Annotated in this window: 15 protein-coding genes; 8 read left to right on the top strand and 7 right to left on the bottom strand. The window is 74.3% G+C overall.

Annotated elements, in window-relative coordinates:
* Nucleotides 1-147: 147 nt before the first annotated feature.
* The gene (locus ACEPPI_RS20690) at nt 148-1,020 is read right to left on the bottom strand and encodes a D-hexose-6-phosphate mutarotase (protein ID WP_373916721.1); all 873 of its coding nucleotides are present in this window, start codon (nt 1,018-1,020) and stop codon (nt 148-150) included.
* 204 nt (nt 1,021-1,224) lie between these two features.
* The gene (locus ACEPPI_RS20685; RefSeq protein WP_373916720.1) at nt 1,225-1,812 is read right to left on the bottom strand and encodes an RICIN domain-containing protein; all 588 of its coding nucleotides are present in this window, start codon (nt 1,810-1,812) and stop codon (nt 1,225-1,227) included.
* A 147-nt stretch (nt 1,813-1,959) separates the two neighbouring features.
* Here ACEPPI_RS20685 and ACEPPI_RS20680 point away from each other — a divergent pair, with 147 nt between their 5' ends.
* Both ACEPPI_RS20680 and ACEPPI_RS20675 read left to right on the top strand, forming a co-directional pair.
* Nucleotides 1,960-3,090 carry an ATP-binding protein gene (locus tag ACEPPI_RS20680; protein WP_373916719.1) on the top strand — a complete coding sequence of 377 codons (1,131 nt, stop codon included), beginning with the start codon at nt 1,960-1,962 and terminating at the stop codon, nt 3,088-3,090.
* Nucleotides 3,087-3,713, top strand: coding sequence for a response regulator (locus ACEPPI_RS20675; protein ID WP_373916718.1), 627 nt, complete (start codon nt 3,087-3,089; stop codon nt 3,711-3,713). The genes ACEPPI_RS20680 and ACEPPI_RS20675 overlap by 4 nt, the downstream gene beginning before the upstream one ends.
* A gap of 39 nt (nt 3,714-3,752) precedes the next feature.
* On the opposite strand, the gene ACEPPI_RS20670 is transcribed toward ACEPPI_RS20675, so the two are convergent.
* Nucleotides 3,753-4,205 (bottom strand): MarR family winged helix-turn-helix transcriptional regulator, encoded by a 453-nt coding sequence (locus ACEPPI_RS20670; protein WP_373916717.1) that lies wholly within the window; start codon nt 4,203-4,205, stop codon nt 3,753-3,755.
* A 123-nt stretch (nt 4,206-4,328) separates the two neighbouring features.
* Here ACEPPI_RS20670 and ACEPPI_RS20665 point away from each other — a divergent pair, with 123 nt between their 5' ends.
* Nucleotides 4,329-5,183, top strand: coding sequence for an SDR family oxidoreductase (locus tag ACEPPI_RS20665; protein WP_373916716.1), 855 nt, complete (start codon nt 4,329-4,331; stop codon nt 5,181-5,183).
* A gap of 51 nt (nt 5,184-5,234) precedes the next feature.
* On the opposite strand, the gene ACEPPI_RS20660 is transcribed toward ACEPPI_RS20665, so the two are convergent.
* Entirely contained in the window at nt 5,235-6,032 is a 798-nt protein-coding gene (locus tag ACEPPI_RS20660; protein ID WP_373916715.1) for a 3-hydroxybutyrate dehydrogenase, read from the bottom strand.
* A 113-nt stretch (nt 6,033-6,145) separates the two neighbouring features.
* Entirely contained in the window at nt 6,146-7,078 is a 933-nt protein-coding gene (locus ACEPPI_RS20655; RefSeq protein WP_373916714.1) for an AraC family transcriptional regulator, read from the bottom strand.
* A 103-nt stretch (nt 7,079-7,181) separates the two neighbouring features.
* Here ACEPPI_RS20655 and ACEPPI_RS20650 point away from each other — a divergent pair, with 103 nt between their 5' ends.
* Complete coding sequence (locus tag ACEPPI_RS20650; RefSeq protein WP_373916713.1) at nt 7,182-8,099, top strand: MBL fold metallo-hydrolase; 918 nt, start codon at nt 7,182-7,184, stop codon at nt 8,097-8,099.
* Nucleotides 8,100-8,206: 107 nt separating this feature from the next.
* Nucleotides 8,207-8,731 carry a GNAT family N-acetyltransferase gene (locus tag ACEPPI_RS20645; RefSeq protein WP_373916712.1) on the top strand — a complete coding sequence of 175 codons (525 nt, stop codon included), beginning with the start codon at nt 8,207-8,209 and terminating at the stop codon, nt 8,729-8,731.
* A gap of 168 nt (nt 8,732-8,899) precedes the next feature.
* Here ACEPPI_RS20645 and ACEPPI_RS20640 read toward each other — a convergent pair whose 3' ends face one another.
* Nucleotides 8,900-9,253: a VOC family protein gene (locus tag ACEPPI_RS20640; protein ID WP_373916711.1), complete on the bottom strand. Its 354-nt coding sequence runs from the start codon at nt 9,251-9,253 to the stop codon at nt 8,900-8,902.
* 127 nt (nt 9,254-9,380) lie between these two features.
* Complete coding sequence (locus tag ACEPPI_RS20635) at nt 9,381-10,640, bottom strand: serine hydrolase domain-containing protein (protein WP_373916710.1); 1,260 nt, start codon at nt 10,638-10,640, stop codon at nt 9,381-9,383.
* A 667-nt stretch (nt 10,641-11,307) separates the two neighbouring features.
* On the opposite strand from ACEPPI_RS20635, the gene ACEPPI_RS20630 reads away from it, so the two are divergent.
* The 3 genes from ACEPPI_RS20630 (at nt 11,308) to ACEPPI_RS20620 (ending at nt 14,235) form a co-directional block, all read left to right on the top strand.
* Complete coding sequence (locus tag ACEPPI_RS20630) at nt 11,308-12,123, top strand: PP2C family protein-serine/threonine phosphatase (protein WP_373916709.1); 816 nt, start codon at nt 11,308-11,310, stop codon at nt 12,121-12,123.
* 90 nt (nt 12,124-12,213) lie between these two features.
* Entirely contained in the window at nt 12,214-13,164 is a 951-nt protein-coding gene (locus ACEPPI_RS20625) for an MASE1 domain-containing protein (RefSeq protein WP_373916708.1), read from the top strand.
* Between the two features lie 105 nt (nt 13,165-13,269).
* Nucleotides 13,270-14,235 carry an aldo/keto reductase family oxidoreductase gene (locus tag ACEPPI_RS20620; RefSeq protein WP_373916707.1) on the top strand — a complete coding sequence of 322 codons (966 nt, stop codon included), beginning with the start codon at nt 13,270-13,272 and terminating at the stop codon, nt 14,233-14,235.
* Nucleotides 14,236-14,238: the final 3 nt, after the last annotated feature.

Raw genomic sequence — 14,238 nt, 5'->3', positions numbered from 1 at the left:
CCGCCGCCGCCCGGTCCGTCCGCCCGCGGGCCTGGCCGAAACCGGGCCGCCGGCCCCGAGGACTACCTCGGCTGACGGGCGCCCGGCCCCGCACTCTCACCGTCGTCGTCACGCCCCCCTGCCGGCTCGGGGCCGGGCCGCTCGGCGTCAGGCCGGGAGCAGGCGCAGGGTGAGGCCCAGGCGGGCGGGGCGGCCGGGCGCGGCCTCCAGCGGGGTGTTGACCCGGCCGGTCTCCACGCACAGGAAGTGGCGGTGGTCCTCGTCCGTCAGGTCGGCCATGCCCGCGGCCAGTTCGGGGCCCGGGTTCCAGACGATGACGTCGCTCGCCCCGTGGTGGGCGATCTCGACGGCCCGGCCGAGGGCCCGGTCGGTGACGAGGGCGATCTCGTCCGGTTCGGGGTAGACCCGTTCGATGTGGTCCGTCGGCGTCACCGCGCCGCCGGCGTCCGACACGTCCGACGCGAGGAGGTTGTCGCGGTAGTGCTTGCCGAGTCCCGAGACCTCGGCCTCGCCCAGGTCGCCGATCTGCAGGTAGGTGTGCAGGGCGGCCGTGCTCCGGTGCTCGCCGCTCGCCTCGACCTCGATGCCGCAGGTCTCGCCGAGCGTGATCCGGGTGGTCAGCGTGAACTCGTGCGGCCACAGGGCGCGCGTGACGTCCGAGGCCTCCAGCCGGAACACCAGCACGACCCCGTCCTCGGTCGTGTCGTGTGACACGAGGTCCCAGTCGAGGGTCCGGGCGAAGCCGTGCGAGGGCCTGGCGACGGTGCCGAACCACGGCCAGCACAGTGGCACTCCGCCCCGGACGGGGGTCCCCGCCACCCAGGCGTTCCGCTCGCCCAGCCACAGCCCCGGTGCGGCTCCCGCGGGCTGCCAGGCGATCAGCTGGGCCCCCTGGAGGCTGACCGCTCCCCGGACGCGCGGGTGGTCGACGACCAGGAGCGGGATCTCGCCGATCCGGCGGCGGGTGACCGACGGCGCGAGCTGTTCGAGGACGGGGAGGGCGAGCAGGTTGTCGTTCATGCGCCGACTCTTCAGAATCCGCACAAGAGAGTCAAGTCGGGCCCCGGGGGACACGCCCCGGACCGCGCGCGGGTGCGGCACGGCGGGTCCTGAAGTCCGCCGTGCCGCCTGCCGTGCCGTGCCGTGCCGCGCGTGCGCCGCGTACCGTTCCGTGCTCGAAAGGGCCCCCGTCGGGCCCGCCCGGTCCGGTGCTCGCGGCCGGCCTCAGCCGATCTGGTCGTAGTTCCAGTACTGGTCGAACAGCGGGGCCCACACCTCGGGCCACGGGGTGGTGGTGCTGCCGCAGGCACCCAGTACGGCCTGCGAACGGCGGCCCGTGTCACGGATGCACTGACCGGTGCTCGCTTCGACGATCTCCCAGCGGTTCGGGTACTCGGGAGTGCCGCGGTGGTTCCACGTGAAGGTGGAGCAACCCCAGCCCGTGGTCAGCGCGATCGGGGCGCCGGGCGCGGGGCTGCCGCCCTGCGGGCCGAGGCAGTAGGTGCCGAAGGCGCCGACGGTGAAGTTGCCGTTGCCCAGGCTCTGGAAGTGGAAGCGCTGGTGCAGCCCCGTCTTGCAGTCGAAGGTCTGGACGACCTGCCCGGCGTGCGGAGCCCCGCCGCCGCGGAGGTCGAGGCACTTCCAGCTGACGGCGGCACGCAGTTCGTAGATGGCCGCGCTGCGGAAACTCGTCGTGTACCGGATGCCGGGGTTCTCGGCGGCCTGCGCCGAAGTGGGCATGAGCAGGGCGGACAATCCGATCAGGGCAGTCACCACACCGTGCCTGCCGAGCCTGCCTGACTTTCGAGCCACGCGGTCATCTCCTGTCTCGCGACGGCCTTGACGCGAAGAACCTAGCGAGATCCACTGAATACCCGGTACCCACCCTTTCAGGGGGGTGTGTTCACTGCGGAGGCTGTGGTGAGTGGGGGCTCGGGGCTTCAGCGCGCCCAGCAGTTCATGATCTTGGCCACCGGGCTCTACCGGGCCAGCCACCTGACCGTGGGCGTGGTGTCCGTCGCCCGGCACACGCCCGGCGCGCCCGCCGCTTGGGGGATCCTCGCCACGGCCGTCGCGACCAGCCTGACGCTGTACGGCACGGCCCGCGCGGACGGTTGGTTCGGCCGCCGCTGGGTGTGGTGCGACGTCCTGGTGACGGGCTGCGCCCTGCCGTGGGCCGCCTGGTGGGCCCTCGGCGGTCCGACGGTGTCCCAGAGCGGCTGGCTGATGCTGCTGGGCGGATCGGCGAGCTCGGCCGCCGCCGCGGGCCTCGGCGTCCGGGGCGCCGCCACGTCGGCCGTACTGCTGCTCGCGACCTCCCTCGCGGTCCACCTGGTGGTGGCCGGCGAGCACTCGGCCGAACTGCTCGGCCACCTCAACGCGGTGCTCTCCTCCACGGTGATGGCATGGGTGTTCTGGTGGTACCTGCGGCGCCAGGGCGCCCTGCTGGACGCCGCCCAGAGCCAGGCGGTGACCGCCGAGGCGGCACGGGCCCGCCAGGCCGAGCGGATGGCCCACCACGCGGCCCTGCACGACACGGTCCTGGCCACCCTGACCACGATCGCCGCCGGGCGCGTCGACGCCAACGCGGCGCCCGTGCGCGAGCGGTGCGCGCGGGAGGCGGCCTACCTGAGGCGGCTCGTCCAGCAGGAGGACGGCGCGCCGCGCCGCCGCGGGGGAGCCGTCCCCGGGGCGACGGCGGCCACGGCCGTCGGCGCCGCCCTGGAGGCGGCCGCACGCTCCGCGGAGTGCCTGGGACTGAGGGTCGCCGCCCAGTACCACGCACTGCCCGCCGTCCCCCGCGCGGTGGCCGTCGTCCTGGAGGCGGCCGTCTGTGAGGCGCTGAACAACGTACGGAGCCACGCCGGGACGGGAGAAGCCTTCCTGACCGCCGTCGGCGACGGGGACGGGAACCTCACGGTCACGGTCGTGGACCGGGGCGCCGGGTTCGACCCGGCCGCGGCGGACGGGAGCGGCGGGACCGGGCTGCGCCGCTCGGTCCACGCCCGGATGGCCGCGATCGGCGGACTCGCCGGGGTGGAGAGCGCTCCCGGCGAGGGCACCCGGGTCGAACTGCGCTGGCCGGCGTGATCACGGTGGCGGTCGTCGACGACGACCGGATGATGCTGGACGGACTGAGCTCCTGGCTGGCCTCGGGCGCCCGGCTGCGGCTGCTGGCGGCGGTGGCGACCGTGGACGCGCTGCTCGCCGGGCCGGGACGCGCGGCTGACGTGGTGCTCCTCGACCTGGTGCTGCGGGACTCCTGCGCGCCCGAGGACAACGTCCGCAGGCTGCGCGCGGCGGGCAGCCGGGTCCTGGTGATCAGCACGGTGGCCGACCGGGCCCGGATCGTGGCGGTGGTGGCGGCCGGCGCGGACGGCTACCTGACCAAGGACCACGACCTGGACACCCTGGTCGCGGCCGTCGAGACGGTGGCCGGGGGCGGTACGGCCCACTCGCCCGAGCTGGCCTTCGCCTGGGCGCACGACACCTGCCCGGACCGGCCGCGGCTGGCGCCCCGGGAGCGGCAGGTGCTCCTGGACTACGCCTCCGGGCTGACCCTGAAGGCGACCGCCCGGCGCGCCGGGATCAGCCCGAACACCGCGAAGTACTACCTCGACCAGGTCAAGGAGAAGTACCGGCGCGCGGGCCGGCCGACGTACACCAAGACGGACCTGGCCCGCCGGGTGCGCGAGGACGGTCTCGACGGCTGAGGTCCCCGCGGCCGACGGCCGACCGGGTCCGCCCGCCGCTCACTTGCCCTTGAGCTTGGCCCAGACCCTTTCCAGGGCCCGGATGTCCTCGTCGTCGAGCCGTTCGTCGAAGACCTCCCGCAGTGCCTCGCGACGGGTGGCGTCGGCCTCGGCGAAGGCCGTGCGCCCGGCGGGGGTGAGGGCCACGGAGACGGAACGGGCGTCCGTGGCGGAGGGGAGGCGCTCCACCAGGCCCCGTGCCTGGAGCTGGTCGACCACCCGGGAGACCTGGCTGCGGCTGAGGAGCGTCTTGGAGCCCAGGGCGGAGGCGGCGACCGGTTCGCGCTGCGCGCTCAGCCAGAGCATCACCTCGAACCAGGAGAGCGGCAGCTCGTGGGCCCGGGACAGGGCCTGGTCGATGCGGGCCGAGAGCGTGGTGCCCGCCCAGATCAGGCCGTAGAAGGCGTGATCGCGAGGGGTCAGTTCACCCATGGTGAGGTCGGTACGAGCCATGGGGGGAGCCTACCCGTTTGCGTGTGCGCGCACATATCTCTATGGTGTGTGTGCACGCACATAAACCTGTGCGCGTCGGCCCGTCCCTCGGCGCCGTCCCCGCCCCACCCCCCGGAGCACCCCATGACCACGCCGCACGCCCCCCGTACCGTCCTCGTCACCGGCACCTCCTCCGGCATCGGTCTGGCCGCCGCGGTGGCCGCCGCCGAGGCCGGATGGCAGGTCGTCGCCACCATGCGCGACACCGGCAAGGCCGCACCGCTGCGCGCCGCGGCCGCCGAGTCCGGGGTCGAGGGCCTCGTCGACGTCATGCGCCTGGACGTGGTCGACGCCGCCTCCGTCGACGCCTGCCTGGAGGAGGTGCTCGCGCGGTACGGCCGTCTCGACGCGGTCGTCAACAACGCGGGCGCCGGCCGGGTCGGCACGATCGAGCAGGGCACGATCGACGACGTCCGCGCCACGATGGAGGTCAACTTCTTCGGCGTCGTCCAGGTCACCCGCGCGGCCCTGCCTCACCTGCGCGCCTCCCGGGGGCGCGTGATCACGGTCACCAGTGTCGGCGGTGTCATCGGCCAGCCCTTCAACGAGGCCTACTGCGCGGCCAAGTTCGCCGTGGAGGGGTTCATGGAGTCCCTCGCCCCGGTCGCGGCCACGGTCGGCGTCGACGTCACCGTCGTCGAGCCCGGCGCGGTGGCCAGCGAGTTCGTGGCCAGCATCGGCGTGGACGTACCGGCGATGGTGGCCGCGGCGGGCCCGTACGGCGACGCCCTCCAGACCTACATCGCGCGCACGACGCAGTCCTTCACCACGGCCCAGACCCCGGCCGAGGCCGCCCGCCCGATCGTGGACGCCCTGACCGCCGACCGGCCCCCGTTCCGGGTGCAGACCTCGGACTGGGCCCGCGCGTTCGTGGCCCCCAAGCTCGCGGACGCGGACGGGTCCGCCGTGCAGGCACTGACCGGCGGCTGGGTCCGCTGACACCGGCGCGGAGGCCGGCGCCGGTCCCCGCGCCCCCGCCCGCGCCCCGCCTCACGCGGCGGTCCAGCCGCCGTCCATCGGGAAGGACGCGCCGGTGACGTGGGCGGTGTGCGGGCCGCAGAGCCACAGGGCGACCGACGCCACCTCCTCCGGTTCGATCAGCCGCTTGATCGCGGACCCGCGCAGCAGCACCTCCTCGACGACCCGCTCCGGCGGGATGCCGTGGGCCTGCGCCTGCGCGGCGATCTGCCGCTCCACCAGCGGTGTGCGCACGTACCCCGGGTTCACACAGTTGCTGGTCACCCCCCGCGCGGCCCCTTCGAGGGCGGTGACCTTGCTCAGCCCCTCCAGGGCGTGCTTGGCGGTCACGTAGCCGGACTTGAAGGGGCTGGCCCGCAGCCCGTGCACACTGGAGATGTTGACCACCCGCCCCCAGCCGCGCCCGTACATGTGCGGCAGGGTCCGGCGCAGCAGCAGGAACGGGGCGGTGACCATCACCCGTTGCAGCGTCTCGAACCGCTCCGGCGGGAACTCCTCGATGGGCGAGAGGTGTTGGAGTCCCGCGTTGTTGACGAGGACGTCGACCGCCGAGGGCAGCCCCTCGACGGCGGCGGGGTCGGCCAGGTCGGCCGTGTGGGCCCGCCCCCCGACCTGTTCCGCCACCGCCGCGGCGGCCCGCGCGTCGACGTCCACGACGTGCACGAGGGCCCCGGCGGCGGCCAGCGCCACCGCGCAGGCCCGCCCGATGCCCCCGCCCCCACCGGTCACCATCGCCACGCGCCCCGCGAGGTCGGCTCCCGCGCCCCCGCCCGCCGTTCCACCGAGTGAGGTGGTGAATCCGCTTGTCATGCACGGCACGCTAGAGCCCCGGGCGCCCCGTTCCGATGTGGCCCGCCCCCACACTCCCGCCCCCGGCTGTGGTGCCCACGCCCACCACCCCCGCCGGGCGGCGGCCCGTGCGCTCAGGCCGTGCCCGCCAGGGTGCGGTAGCGGCCGGGCGTGGTGCCGAACTCGCGGTTGAAGGCGTGCGACAGGGCGTACGGGGTGGCGTAGCCGACGCGGCGCGCGACGGTGGCCAGCGGGTCGTCGGAGTCCCTGAGCAGGGTCGCGGCGAGGTTCAGCCGCCACCAGGTGAGGTAGGCCATCGGCGGGCGGCCGACCAGGGAGGTGAACCGCCTGGCCAGGGTGGGGCGCGACACCCCCGCCTCGGCGGCCAGCCGCTCGGTGGTCCACGCGGAGGCCGGGTCCGAGTGCAGCGCCCGCAGCGCGGCGGCCGTGACCGGGTCGCCCAGGACGGCCGGCCAGGTCCCCGGGGTGCCCTCGGCGACCACCCAGGAACGGATCATGTACACGAGGAGCAGGTCGAGCAGGCTGGGCACCGCGATGCACGCGCCGGGCTGCCGCTCGTCCATCTCCCGCCCCAACAGGTCGATGGCCGAGCGGAGTTCCGGGTGGCTGCCGACCCGGTTCGGCAGGTGGACGACCTGGGGGAGTTCGGCCATCAGCGGGTGCGTCCGGCTCCGGTCGAGCCGGTACTTGCCACACAGCATCTCCACCACCCCCGGCCCGTCCCCGGGGCCGGTGTCCGGCTCCCGCCCCCGCCTGCGCGCCACGGCCTCCTCGAACGGCACCGCCCGCGCCACGGCCGCCGCGTCGGCGGGCCCGTCGGCGATCACGTGCCCCGCGCCGTGCGGCAGCAGCACCGCGTCACCCGTGCCGAGGGCGACCGGCGCACCGCCGTCGGGCAGCAGCCAACAGCCGCCCTGGAGCACCACGTGGAACCCGGCACCCTCGTAGGGCGCGAAGCGCGCGCACCACTTGCCGCCGATCCGCACCCGGTCGGAGGAGGGCCGCCCGATGCGTACGGCCGAGATAGCGTCGCTCACCACGTCCATCCGTCCAGGCTACCCACGGGCGTCAAGACGTGAGACGCATGCGTATCCCCATGAGCCGAAGGGGCATTGAGCCACTCAACCGGCCCTCCGTAGAGTCGGGTCCATGGAGAACGAGAGCAAGCAGAGCATGGTGTTCGGGGACGTCGAGGTCATCCGGGTCGTCGAGTGGCAGGGGCCCTTCGTCCCCTCGCTCGGGCTCGTGCCCACGTCCGGGGAGCGGATGTGGAAGGAGAACGAGGACTGGCTGGCGCCCGACCACTGGCACCCGGAGGAGGACCTCGCCGTGGTGGCCCTGCAGAGCTGGGTCCTGCGCAGCGGCGGCCGTACGGTCCTGATCGACACCGGGGTGGGCAACGGCCGCGAGCGGCCCGGCTCGCCGCGCTTCCACCACTGGCAGGGGGACTTCCTCGGCGCCCTCGACCGTGCCGGGGTCAGCCCCGAGGAGGTCGACGTGGTCGTCAACACCCACGTCCACGGCGACCACGTCGGCTGGAACACCCGGGACGAGGCGGGGGAGTGGGTGCCCACCTTCCCCAACGCCCGATACCTCCTGCCGGCCGCCGACGACTTCCACTTCGGCCCGCGGGGCGGCTACGGCGACGGGGTCCGGGAGGACGACCGGCTGATCTACGAGGACAGCGTCGCGCCCGTCCACCGGGCCGGCCAGGCCGTCCTCTGGGAGGGCTCCCACCGCATCGACGAGCACCTCACCCTCGAAGCCGCCCCCGGGCACACCCCCGGCTCCTCGGTGCTGCGCCTGGACTCCGGTGGCGAGCGCGCCGTCTTCGTCGGTGACCTCCTGCACAGCCCGGTCCAGATCCTCGACCCCTCCCACAACAGCTGCTTCTGCATGGACCCGGCGCAGGCGGCCGCCACCCGCCGGCGGATCCTCGCCCGTGCCGCCGCCGAACGGGAACTGGTCGTACCCGCGCATTTCGGCGGGCCGGGGGCCGTGGAGGTCCGCGCGGAGGGAGAGGGGTTCGCCCTCACCCGGTGGGCCGCCTACGGTCCGGGCCGCTGATCCCACGGCCGGACCCGGCCGGACCCGGCCGCACCGGCCGGGTCGGTCCGGCCGGCCGCGCCGACCGGATTGAACGGTCGGATCATCCGACTGTTACCGTCCAGGGCATGCCCGAGCTGATCGCCCCCACCCGCCGTCTCCGGGCCTCCTGGCTCTCCGCCCAGGAGGAGTGGGGGCAGGACGCCCACATGGACGGCGCCGGCCTGGACCGCGAGGACGACGTGGACAGCCCCGAGGGCTTCGCCGCCTGGACGCGGCGGCTGCACGGCTACGCGGACCGTACGGCGCCGATCGAGCAGGGCCGCGTCCACGCGACGTACTGGTGGATCGCCGACGGCGACACCTACCTCGGCGCCATCGACCTGCGCCACTACCTCAACGGCTTCCTCCTCGACGCCGGGGGCCACATCGGCTACAGCGTCCGCCCCTCCGCCCGCGGGCGCGGGCTCGCGGGCTGGGCGCTGCGCGAGGTCCTCCACGAGGCGCGCGTCCTCGGGATGGACCGGGTCCTGCTGACCTGCGACCCCGGGAACGAGGCCTCCGTGCGCACCATCGAGCGGGGCGGCGGCCTCCTGGAGGACGTCCGCGACACCCTCGTCGGACCCAAGCGGCGGTACTGGATCACCCTCTGACCGCGGGCTCGCACCCCCGCGCACCGCACCACCCGGCCGGGACCGACCGGGCCGGGACGGGCACGCCGTCGAGGTGGAGGCCGGACGGGTCGATCCAGTGGCCGGTGCGGTGGACGCCGCGGCCCTCCGCCCCGGTGTTCGCGTGAGGGCGTGCAGGATCCGGTGCGGTCAGGCGGGCTGCCACAGCTCGATCCGGTTGCCCTCCGGGTCGGTGACCCAGCCGAACCGGCCGACACCCTCCATCTCCTGCGTTTCCTCGGCCACGTCCGCGCCCCCGGCGCGCAGTTGCGCGAGCATCGCGTCCAGGTCGCGGACCCGGAAGTTGAGCATGGTCTGCTGGGTGGGGGAACCGAAGTAGTCGGTCCCGGACTCGAACGCGGCGAACACCGTCGGACCGGCGCTCTGACTCCACAGGCCGTTCTCGTCGGCGTCCAGCCCCAGACAGTCGCGGTACCACGCGCCCAGGGCCACCGGGTCGGCGGCCCGCATGAAGTGTCCACCGATTCCAAGCACACGTTCCATGCCGCCATCCTGCCAGTCCGGCGACCGGGCGGTCCGGCACCACACCACCGGACGCCGCCGCACCCGTGCCGCCCGCGCCGTACGGGGGACGGCACGGGCGGCACGGTGGCACGGGGGCGTTCGCGGATCAGCGGGCGTTGCGCTCCGGCAGGTCCACGTCGGCCGGGGCCGGGGCGGTGGCCGGGGCGGTGGCCGCGAAGCCGCGCGCGGTCGCCTTGACCGGCTTCTTGCCGCAGAAGGCCGCTTCGAGGGTGCCGCCGAGTGCGGTGTTCGCCGCACCCCGGTTCGAGGTGTTCGCCATCGCGGCCAGGCTGCGCTTGCCGTCACGGGTGGAGAAGGCGTACGTGTAGAAGCCCTGCACGGTGCCCGTGTGGCCGTAGACGGAGGTGCCGCAGGACAGGTCGTACCGGCGCAGGCCCAGCCCGTAGAAGCGGGTGTTGGTCGCGTCGGTCGGGGTCATGGTGAGCATCTGGTCGAGCATCTGCGGCGGGAGCAGCCTGCCCGTCACCAGGGCCGAGGTGAAGGTGTTGAGGTCGGCCGCGCTGGAGATCATCGCCCCGGCGGACTGGGCCCAGGACACCGTCTGCTCGGTGGAGTCGACCAGCGGTGCACCGGCCTCGTCCGGGTGCAGGTAGCCGTTGGCGTGCAGGCCCTTGATCTTCGTGTCCGGATGCACGTAGGAGGTGTTGCGGAGCTTCAGGGGCTTGATGATGCGGCGGTCGTACTCCTTGACGACCGGGTTCCCGGTCGCCTTCTCGATGAGCATGCCGACGACCACGAAGTTGGTGTTCGAGTAGCTGTACGCGGCGCCAGGCTCCCCCGTGCGGGGCTCGTTCAGCGAGAGCTGCACCAGCTCCTGGTAGCTGAACACCTTGTTGCGCACGGCCTCGAAGCCGGGCACGGTGTTGTTGAACATGGCGTTGGTGTAGTCGGACAGCCCGCTGCGGTGGGTCATCAGGTGACGGACCGTGATCCGGTCGTCCGGCAGCAGCCCCGGCAGGTAGTGGTTGACCGGCTGGTCCAGCTCGATCTTCTTCTCCGCCACCAGCTGCAGCAGCACGACGGACGAGAAGGTCTTGGTGACGCTGCCGATCCGGAAGCGGGCGTCGGTGTCCATGGCCGCGCCGCTCACCTTGTCGCGGACGCCCGCCGTCTTGGTCTGGACGCCGTCCACACCGCTGATCCGGGCCATCGCCCCCGGCGCCCCCGCGGCGAGGGTGTTCTGCAACGCGGCCTGCAGGGCCTCCAGATCGGGCGCCGGCAGGGCGGTCCCGGCGCCCTGCGCCGCCTCGGCGGAAGCGGCCGGAGCGGCCTGGGCGGCGGTGGCCGGCGCCACACCGGCCACGACGGCCAGGAGGGCGGCGCTGACGGCCAGACGTCGGTTCATGGGGAGGTGCACGTTGATCCTCGATCGGTCGGGTACTGGTCGGGGTACCCCACGGCCGCCGACTGGGTTGCCGAACAACGCAGTTGACGGCCGGGTTGGTCAAGATCCTACGGAACGTCACCGGGAGCCTGACACCGGCCTCCCGGACGGGACGTCCTCGACGACCCGACCGGAGCCCGTCACGCTCCGTCAACGAGGCCTTCGGCGCCACCATTTGACGGGGGTTGCCCGAAAGGGCAGCGGCGAGGGCAGGCTTCTCCGGGCGCGACCGGCCCGCCGCGCCGCCGGCGCCGGACACGTGACCGGTCCGACCCGGGGTCGGAGCCCGAGGAGCCGACGCGCGACCCGCGGAGACGGGCGTACGGGAAGCCCGGCTCGGCACCCGCCGCCCGGTGAGGGGCTCCGGGGTCCGCAGGGCTCCGGCGGCGCGTGCGCCGGGTTCGACTGGCCGCGGCTCGGTCCGATCGGTCTCGCCCCGCCCCGCACCCGCCCCGGCCCGCCACCCGCCCTGACCAGGGCTGATGCCGTGCACGCCCGCCCCGTACCGGCCCGCCGCCTGCGCGGACCCCGGCGAGCGGAAATATGATGAGCAGGATCCCGCGCAGCGGAAGCGAAGGCGGAAGCGAAGGCGGAAGCAGAGGCACATGGACGTACTTCGGAGCGGTCCGTGACCCGGCGCCGCCCCCCTCGGCCGGACAGCGCCGACCTGCTGAGCATGCTGGGGCAGCTCACCGCCCAGGCACGGGAGGGGGCCGAGCTGCACCAGGCCCGCGTGGAGCTGGCCGAGGCCCTCCAGCGGGAGCTGCTGCCCGCGACCCTGCCCGCCCTGCCCGGACTGCGCGCCGCCGCCCGGTACACGCCCGCCCGGCGCGGGCTGGAGATCGGCGGCGACTGGTACGACGGGTTCCTGGTGGCGCAGGACGCCGTCGCCTTCTCCATAGGCGACGTCCAGGGCCACGACGTCGCGGCCACGGCCTTCATGGGCCAGGTCAGGGTCTGCCTGCGCGCCCTGGCCTCCGTCATCGCCGACCCGGGCGAAGTCCTGAACAGGGTCAACGAGGTCCTGCTCGCGATGGACAGCGAACTGTTCGCGACCTGCACCCTGCTGCGCGTCGATCCGCGTACGGGCGAGATCGCGGGCGCACGGGCAGGCCACGTACCGGCCGTCTGGGCCACCGCCGACGGCCGCTACGGCATCGCCGAGGACGCCGGGGGCCCGCCGCTGGGCACGCTGCCCGGAGCGCGCTACGAGGTCACCCGGCGCACCCTGGCGGGCGCGGGGTCCATCGTCCTGCTCACGGACGGGGTGGTCGAGGGGCCGGCGTTCCCGATCGAGGAGGGGCTGGCGCGCGTGCTGCGACTGGTCCGGGACGCCGCGGGAGGGGATCCCGACGAGCTCGCCGCCGAGGTGCTGAAGGTGGCCGATTCCACCGGGCACGCCGACGACGCCGCCGTGCTGGCCATCGGCTACGACCTCGGCTGACCGGTCCCGGCGCCCGCCGCCGTGCGCCCGACTTCCCCGCCGCGCGTGTCACGCCGCGCCCGCGGGCCCGGACTGTTGTCTGATGCTGTGATGCGCACCGTGGAATGGCGAGGTCCGGCCCTGGCGCTGTCGCGGATCCTCGCCGTCGCCGCGGCCTACTACGTGTCCGGCCGGCTCGGCCTGCTCTGCCAGGTGGTCGTCGAGGGTTCGGTCGTCACGCCCCTGTGGCCGCCCACCGGCATCGCCCTCGCCTCCCTCCTGTGGTTCGGCCCCCGGATCTGGCCCGGGATCGCGGTGGGCACGTACCTGACCATCGAGAACCTCAGCTCCTTCAGCGCGTCCGACATCAGCATCGTCGCGGGCAACGTCCTCGCCCCGCTGTGCGCCTACGCGCTGCTGCGCCTGGTGGACTTCCGGCCCGAGCTGGACCGGCTGCGGGACGGAACCGCCCTGGTCTTCCTGGGCGGCATGCTCCCGATGCTGATCAGCGCCGGCACCGGCTGCGGGACCCTGCTGCTCACCGGGAACCTGCCGGCGTCGAACTTCTGGGCCGTGTGGTCCGCCTGGTGGACGGGGGACACGATGGGGGTGCTGCTGGTGACCCCCCTGCTGCTGGTCCTGCGCCGGCCCCGGCTGCCGCGGGACCCGTACCGGGTGCTGGAGGCCGTGGCCCTCGCGGTCGCCACGGCCACGGGCACGTTCCTCGCCACGAGGAGCACCCTGTCCCTGCTCTTCCTCGTCTTCCCGCTGCTGATCTGGGCGGCCGTGCGCTTCCAGCTCGCCGGGAGCGCCCCGTGCGCCCTGCTCGTATCGGTCCTGGCGATCTCGGCGGCCACCGAGAGCGTCGGCCCGTTCGCCGGGCACACCCTGCTGGAGATCATGGTCAACCTCCAGGCCCTCAACGGGGCGGCGGCCCTGACCGGGCTCCTGCTGGCCGCCCTCGTCACCGAGCAGAACAACATCCGGATGAAGATCGAGGAGGTGTGCGAGGACCTGGCGGAGGTGGTGGCCCACCTCACGCCCCGGAAACAGGCGGACTAGCCGGCGCCGCGGGCCGGGCGGGCCGCCGGACCGCCGGGCCGCGGTGCCGTGGTCCACGGGCGGTCCGGTCCCGGCCCGGCCGGGCGCGGCCCCTACGCTGGGCCCGTGACGAACGCGAACGTGGTGGGTGCGGGGCAGGGCGGCCGGGTGCTGTACGGGTGCATGGGGCTGGGCGGGAGCTGGGATCCGCAGCCGTACGGACCCGGGGACGTCGATACCGCCGAGGCCGCCGTCCACGCCGCCCTGGACATCGGGATCACCGTCTTCGACCACGCCGACATCTACCGCCACGGCAAGGCGGAGGCGGTCTTCGGCGAGGTCCTCGCCCGGACCCCGGGCCTGCGCGAGCGGATCGTCCTGCAGACCAAGTGCGGCATCCGGCTCCCGGAGGGGGACCGCCCCGGCCTCTACGACCTGCGCGGGACGAGCATCGTCCGCCGGGTGGAGGAGAGCCTGGCCCGGTTGAGGACCGACTCCGTGGACGTCCTGCTGCTCCACCGCCCCGACCCGCTGGCGGACCCGGACGACATCGCCTCCGCCCTGATGTCCCTCCACCGGCAGGGCCTCGTCCGCGGCTTCGGGGTCTCCAACACGGGCGCCGCGCAGATCGCCCGCCTCCAGGCCCGCCTGGACGTCCCGCTGGTCGCCAACCAGCTGGAGATGAGCCTGCACAGTCGCGCCTGGGTCGAGGCGGGGGTCCTGCTCAACACTCCCGAGGGGGCCGCGCACGGCTTCCCGTCCGGCACGCTGGAGCACTGCCAGGAGCACGGCATCCGCCTCCAGGCCTGGGGCGCCCTGGCGCGGGGACGTTTCACCGGCGGCCAGCAGACCCCCGCCGAACACGCCACGGCCGAGCTCCTGGCCGACCTCGCCCGCCGCAAGGACACCACCCCGGAGTCGGTCCTGCTGTGGTGGCTGACGCGGCACCCCGCCGACATCGCCCCCGTCATCGGCACCGCCCGCCCCGACCGCATCCGCGCCTGCCGCGATGCCTCCCTGCGCGCGCCCGACCTCACGCACGAGGAGTGGTACGCCCTGTGGACCACCGCCCGGGGCCTCCCGCTGCCCTGAGCC

It is taken from the genome of Streptomyces sp. AB3(2024), assembly GCF_041862025.1.
In the GTDB taxonomy this organism is placed as follows: Bacteria; Actinomycetota; Actinomycetes; order Streptomycetales; family Streptomycetaceae; genus Streptomyces.
The sequence above is the reverse complement of the archived record's forward strand: the minus strand, read 5'-3'. Positions and strand labels throughout refer to the sequence as shown.

Bases quoted from the DNA above. Each gene is read 5' to 3' on its own strand.
- ACEPPI_RS20690 (WP_373916721.1), bottom strand. From the start codon at position 1,020: ATGAACGACAACCTGCTCGCCCTCCCCGTCCTCGAACAGCTCGCGCCG.
- ACEPPI_RS20680 (WP_373916719.1), top strand. From the start codon at position 1,960: ATGATCTTGGCCACCGGGCTCTACCGGGCCAGCCACCTGACCGTGGGC.
- ACEPPI_RS20670 (WP_373916717.1), bottom strand. From the start codon at position 4,205: ATGGCTCGTACCGACCTCACCATGGGTGAACTGACCCCTCGCGATCAC.
- ACEPPI_RS20665 (WP_373916716.1), top strand. From the start codon at position 4,329: ATGACCACGCCGCACGCCCCCCGTACCGTCCTCGTCACCGGCACCTCC.
- ACEPPI_RS20660 (WP_373916715.1), bottom strand. From the start codon at position 6,032: ATGACAAGCGGATTCACCACCTCACTCGGTGGAACGGCGGGCGGGGGC.
- ACEPPI_RS20655 (WP_373916714.1), bottom strand. From the start codon at position 7,078: ATGGACGTGGTGAGCGACGCTATCTCGGCCGTACGCATCGGGCGGCCC.
- ACEPPI_RS20650 (WP_373916713.1), top strand. From the start codon at position 7,182: ATGGAGAACGAGAGCAAGCAGAGCATGGTGTTCGGGGACGTCGAGGTC.
- ACEPPI_RS20645 (WP_373916712.1), top strand. From the start codon at position 8,207: ATGCCCGAGCTGATCGCCCCCACCCGCCGTCTCCGGGCCTCCTGGCTC.
- ACEPPI_RS20640 (WP_373916711.1), bottom strand. From the start codon at position 9,253: ATGGAACGTGTGCTTGGAATCGGTGGACACTTCATGCGGGCCGCCGAC.
- ACEPPI_RS20635 (WP_373916710.1), bottom strand. From the start codon at position 10,640: ATGAACCGACGTCTGGCCGTCAGCGCCGCCCTCCTGGCCGTCGTGGCC.
- ACEPPI_RS20625 (WP_373916708.1), top strand. From the start codon at position 12,214: ATGCGCACCGTGGAATGGCGAGGTCCGGCCCTGGCGCTGTCGCGGATC.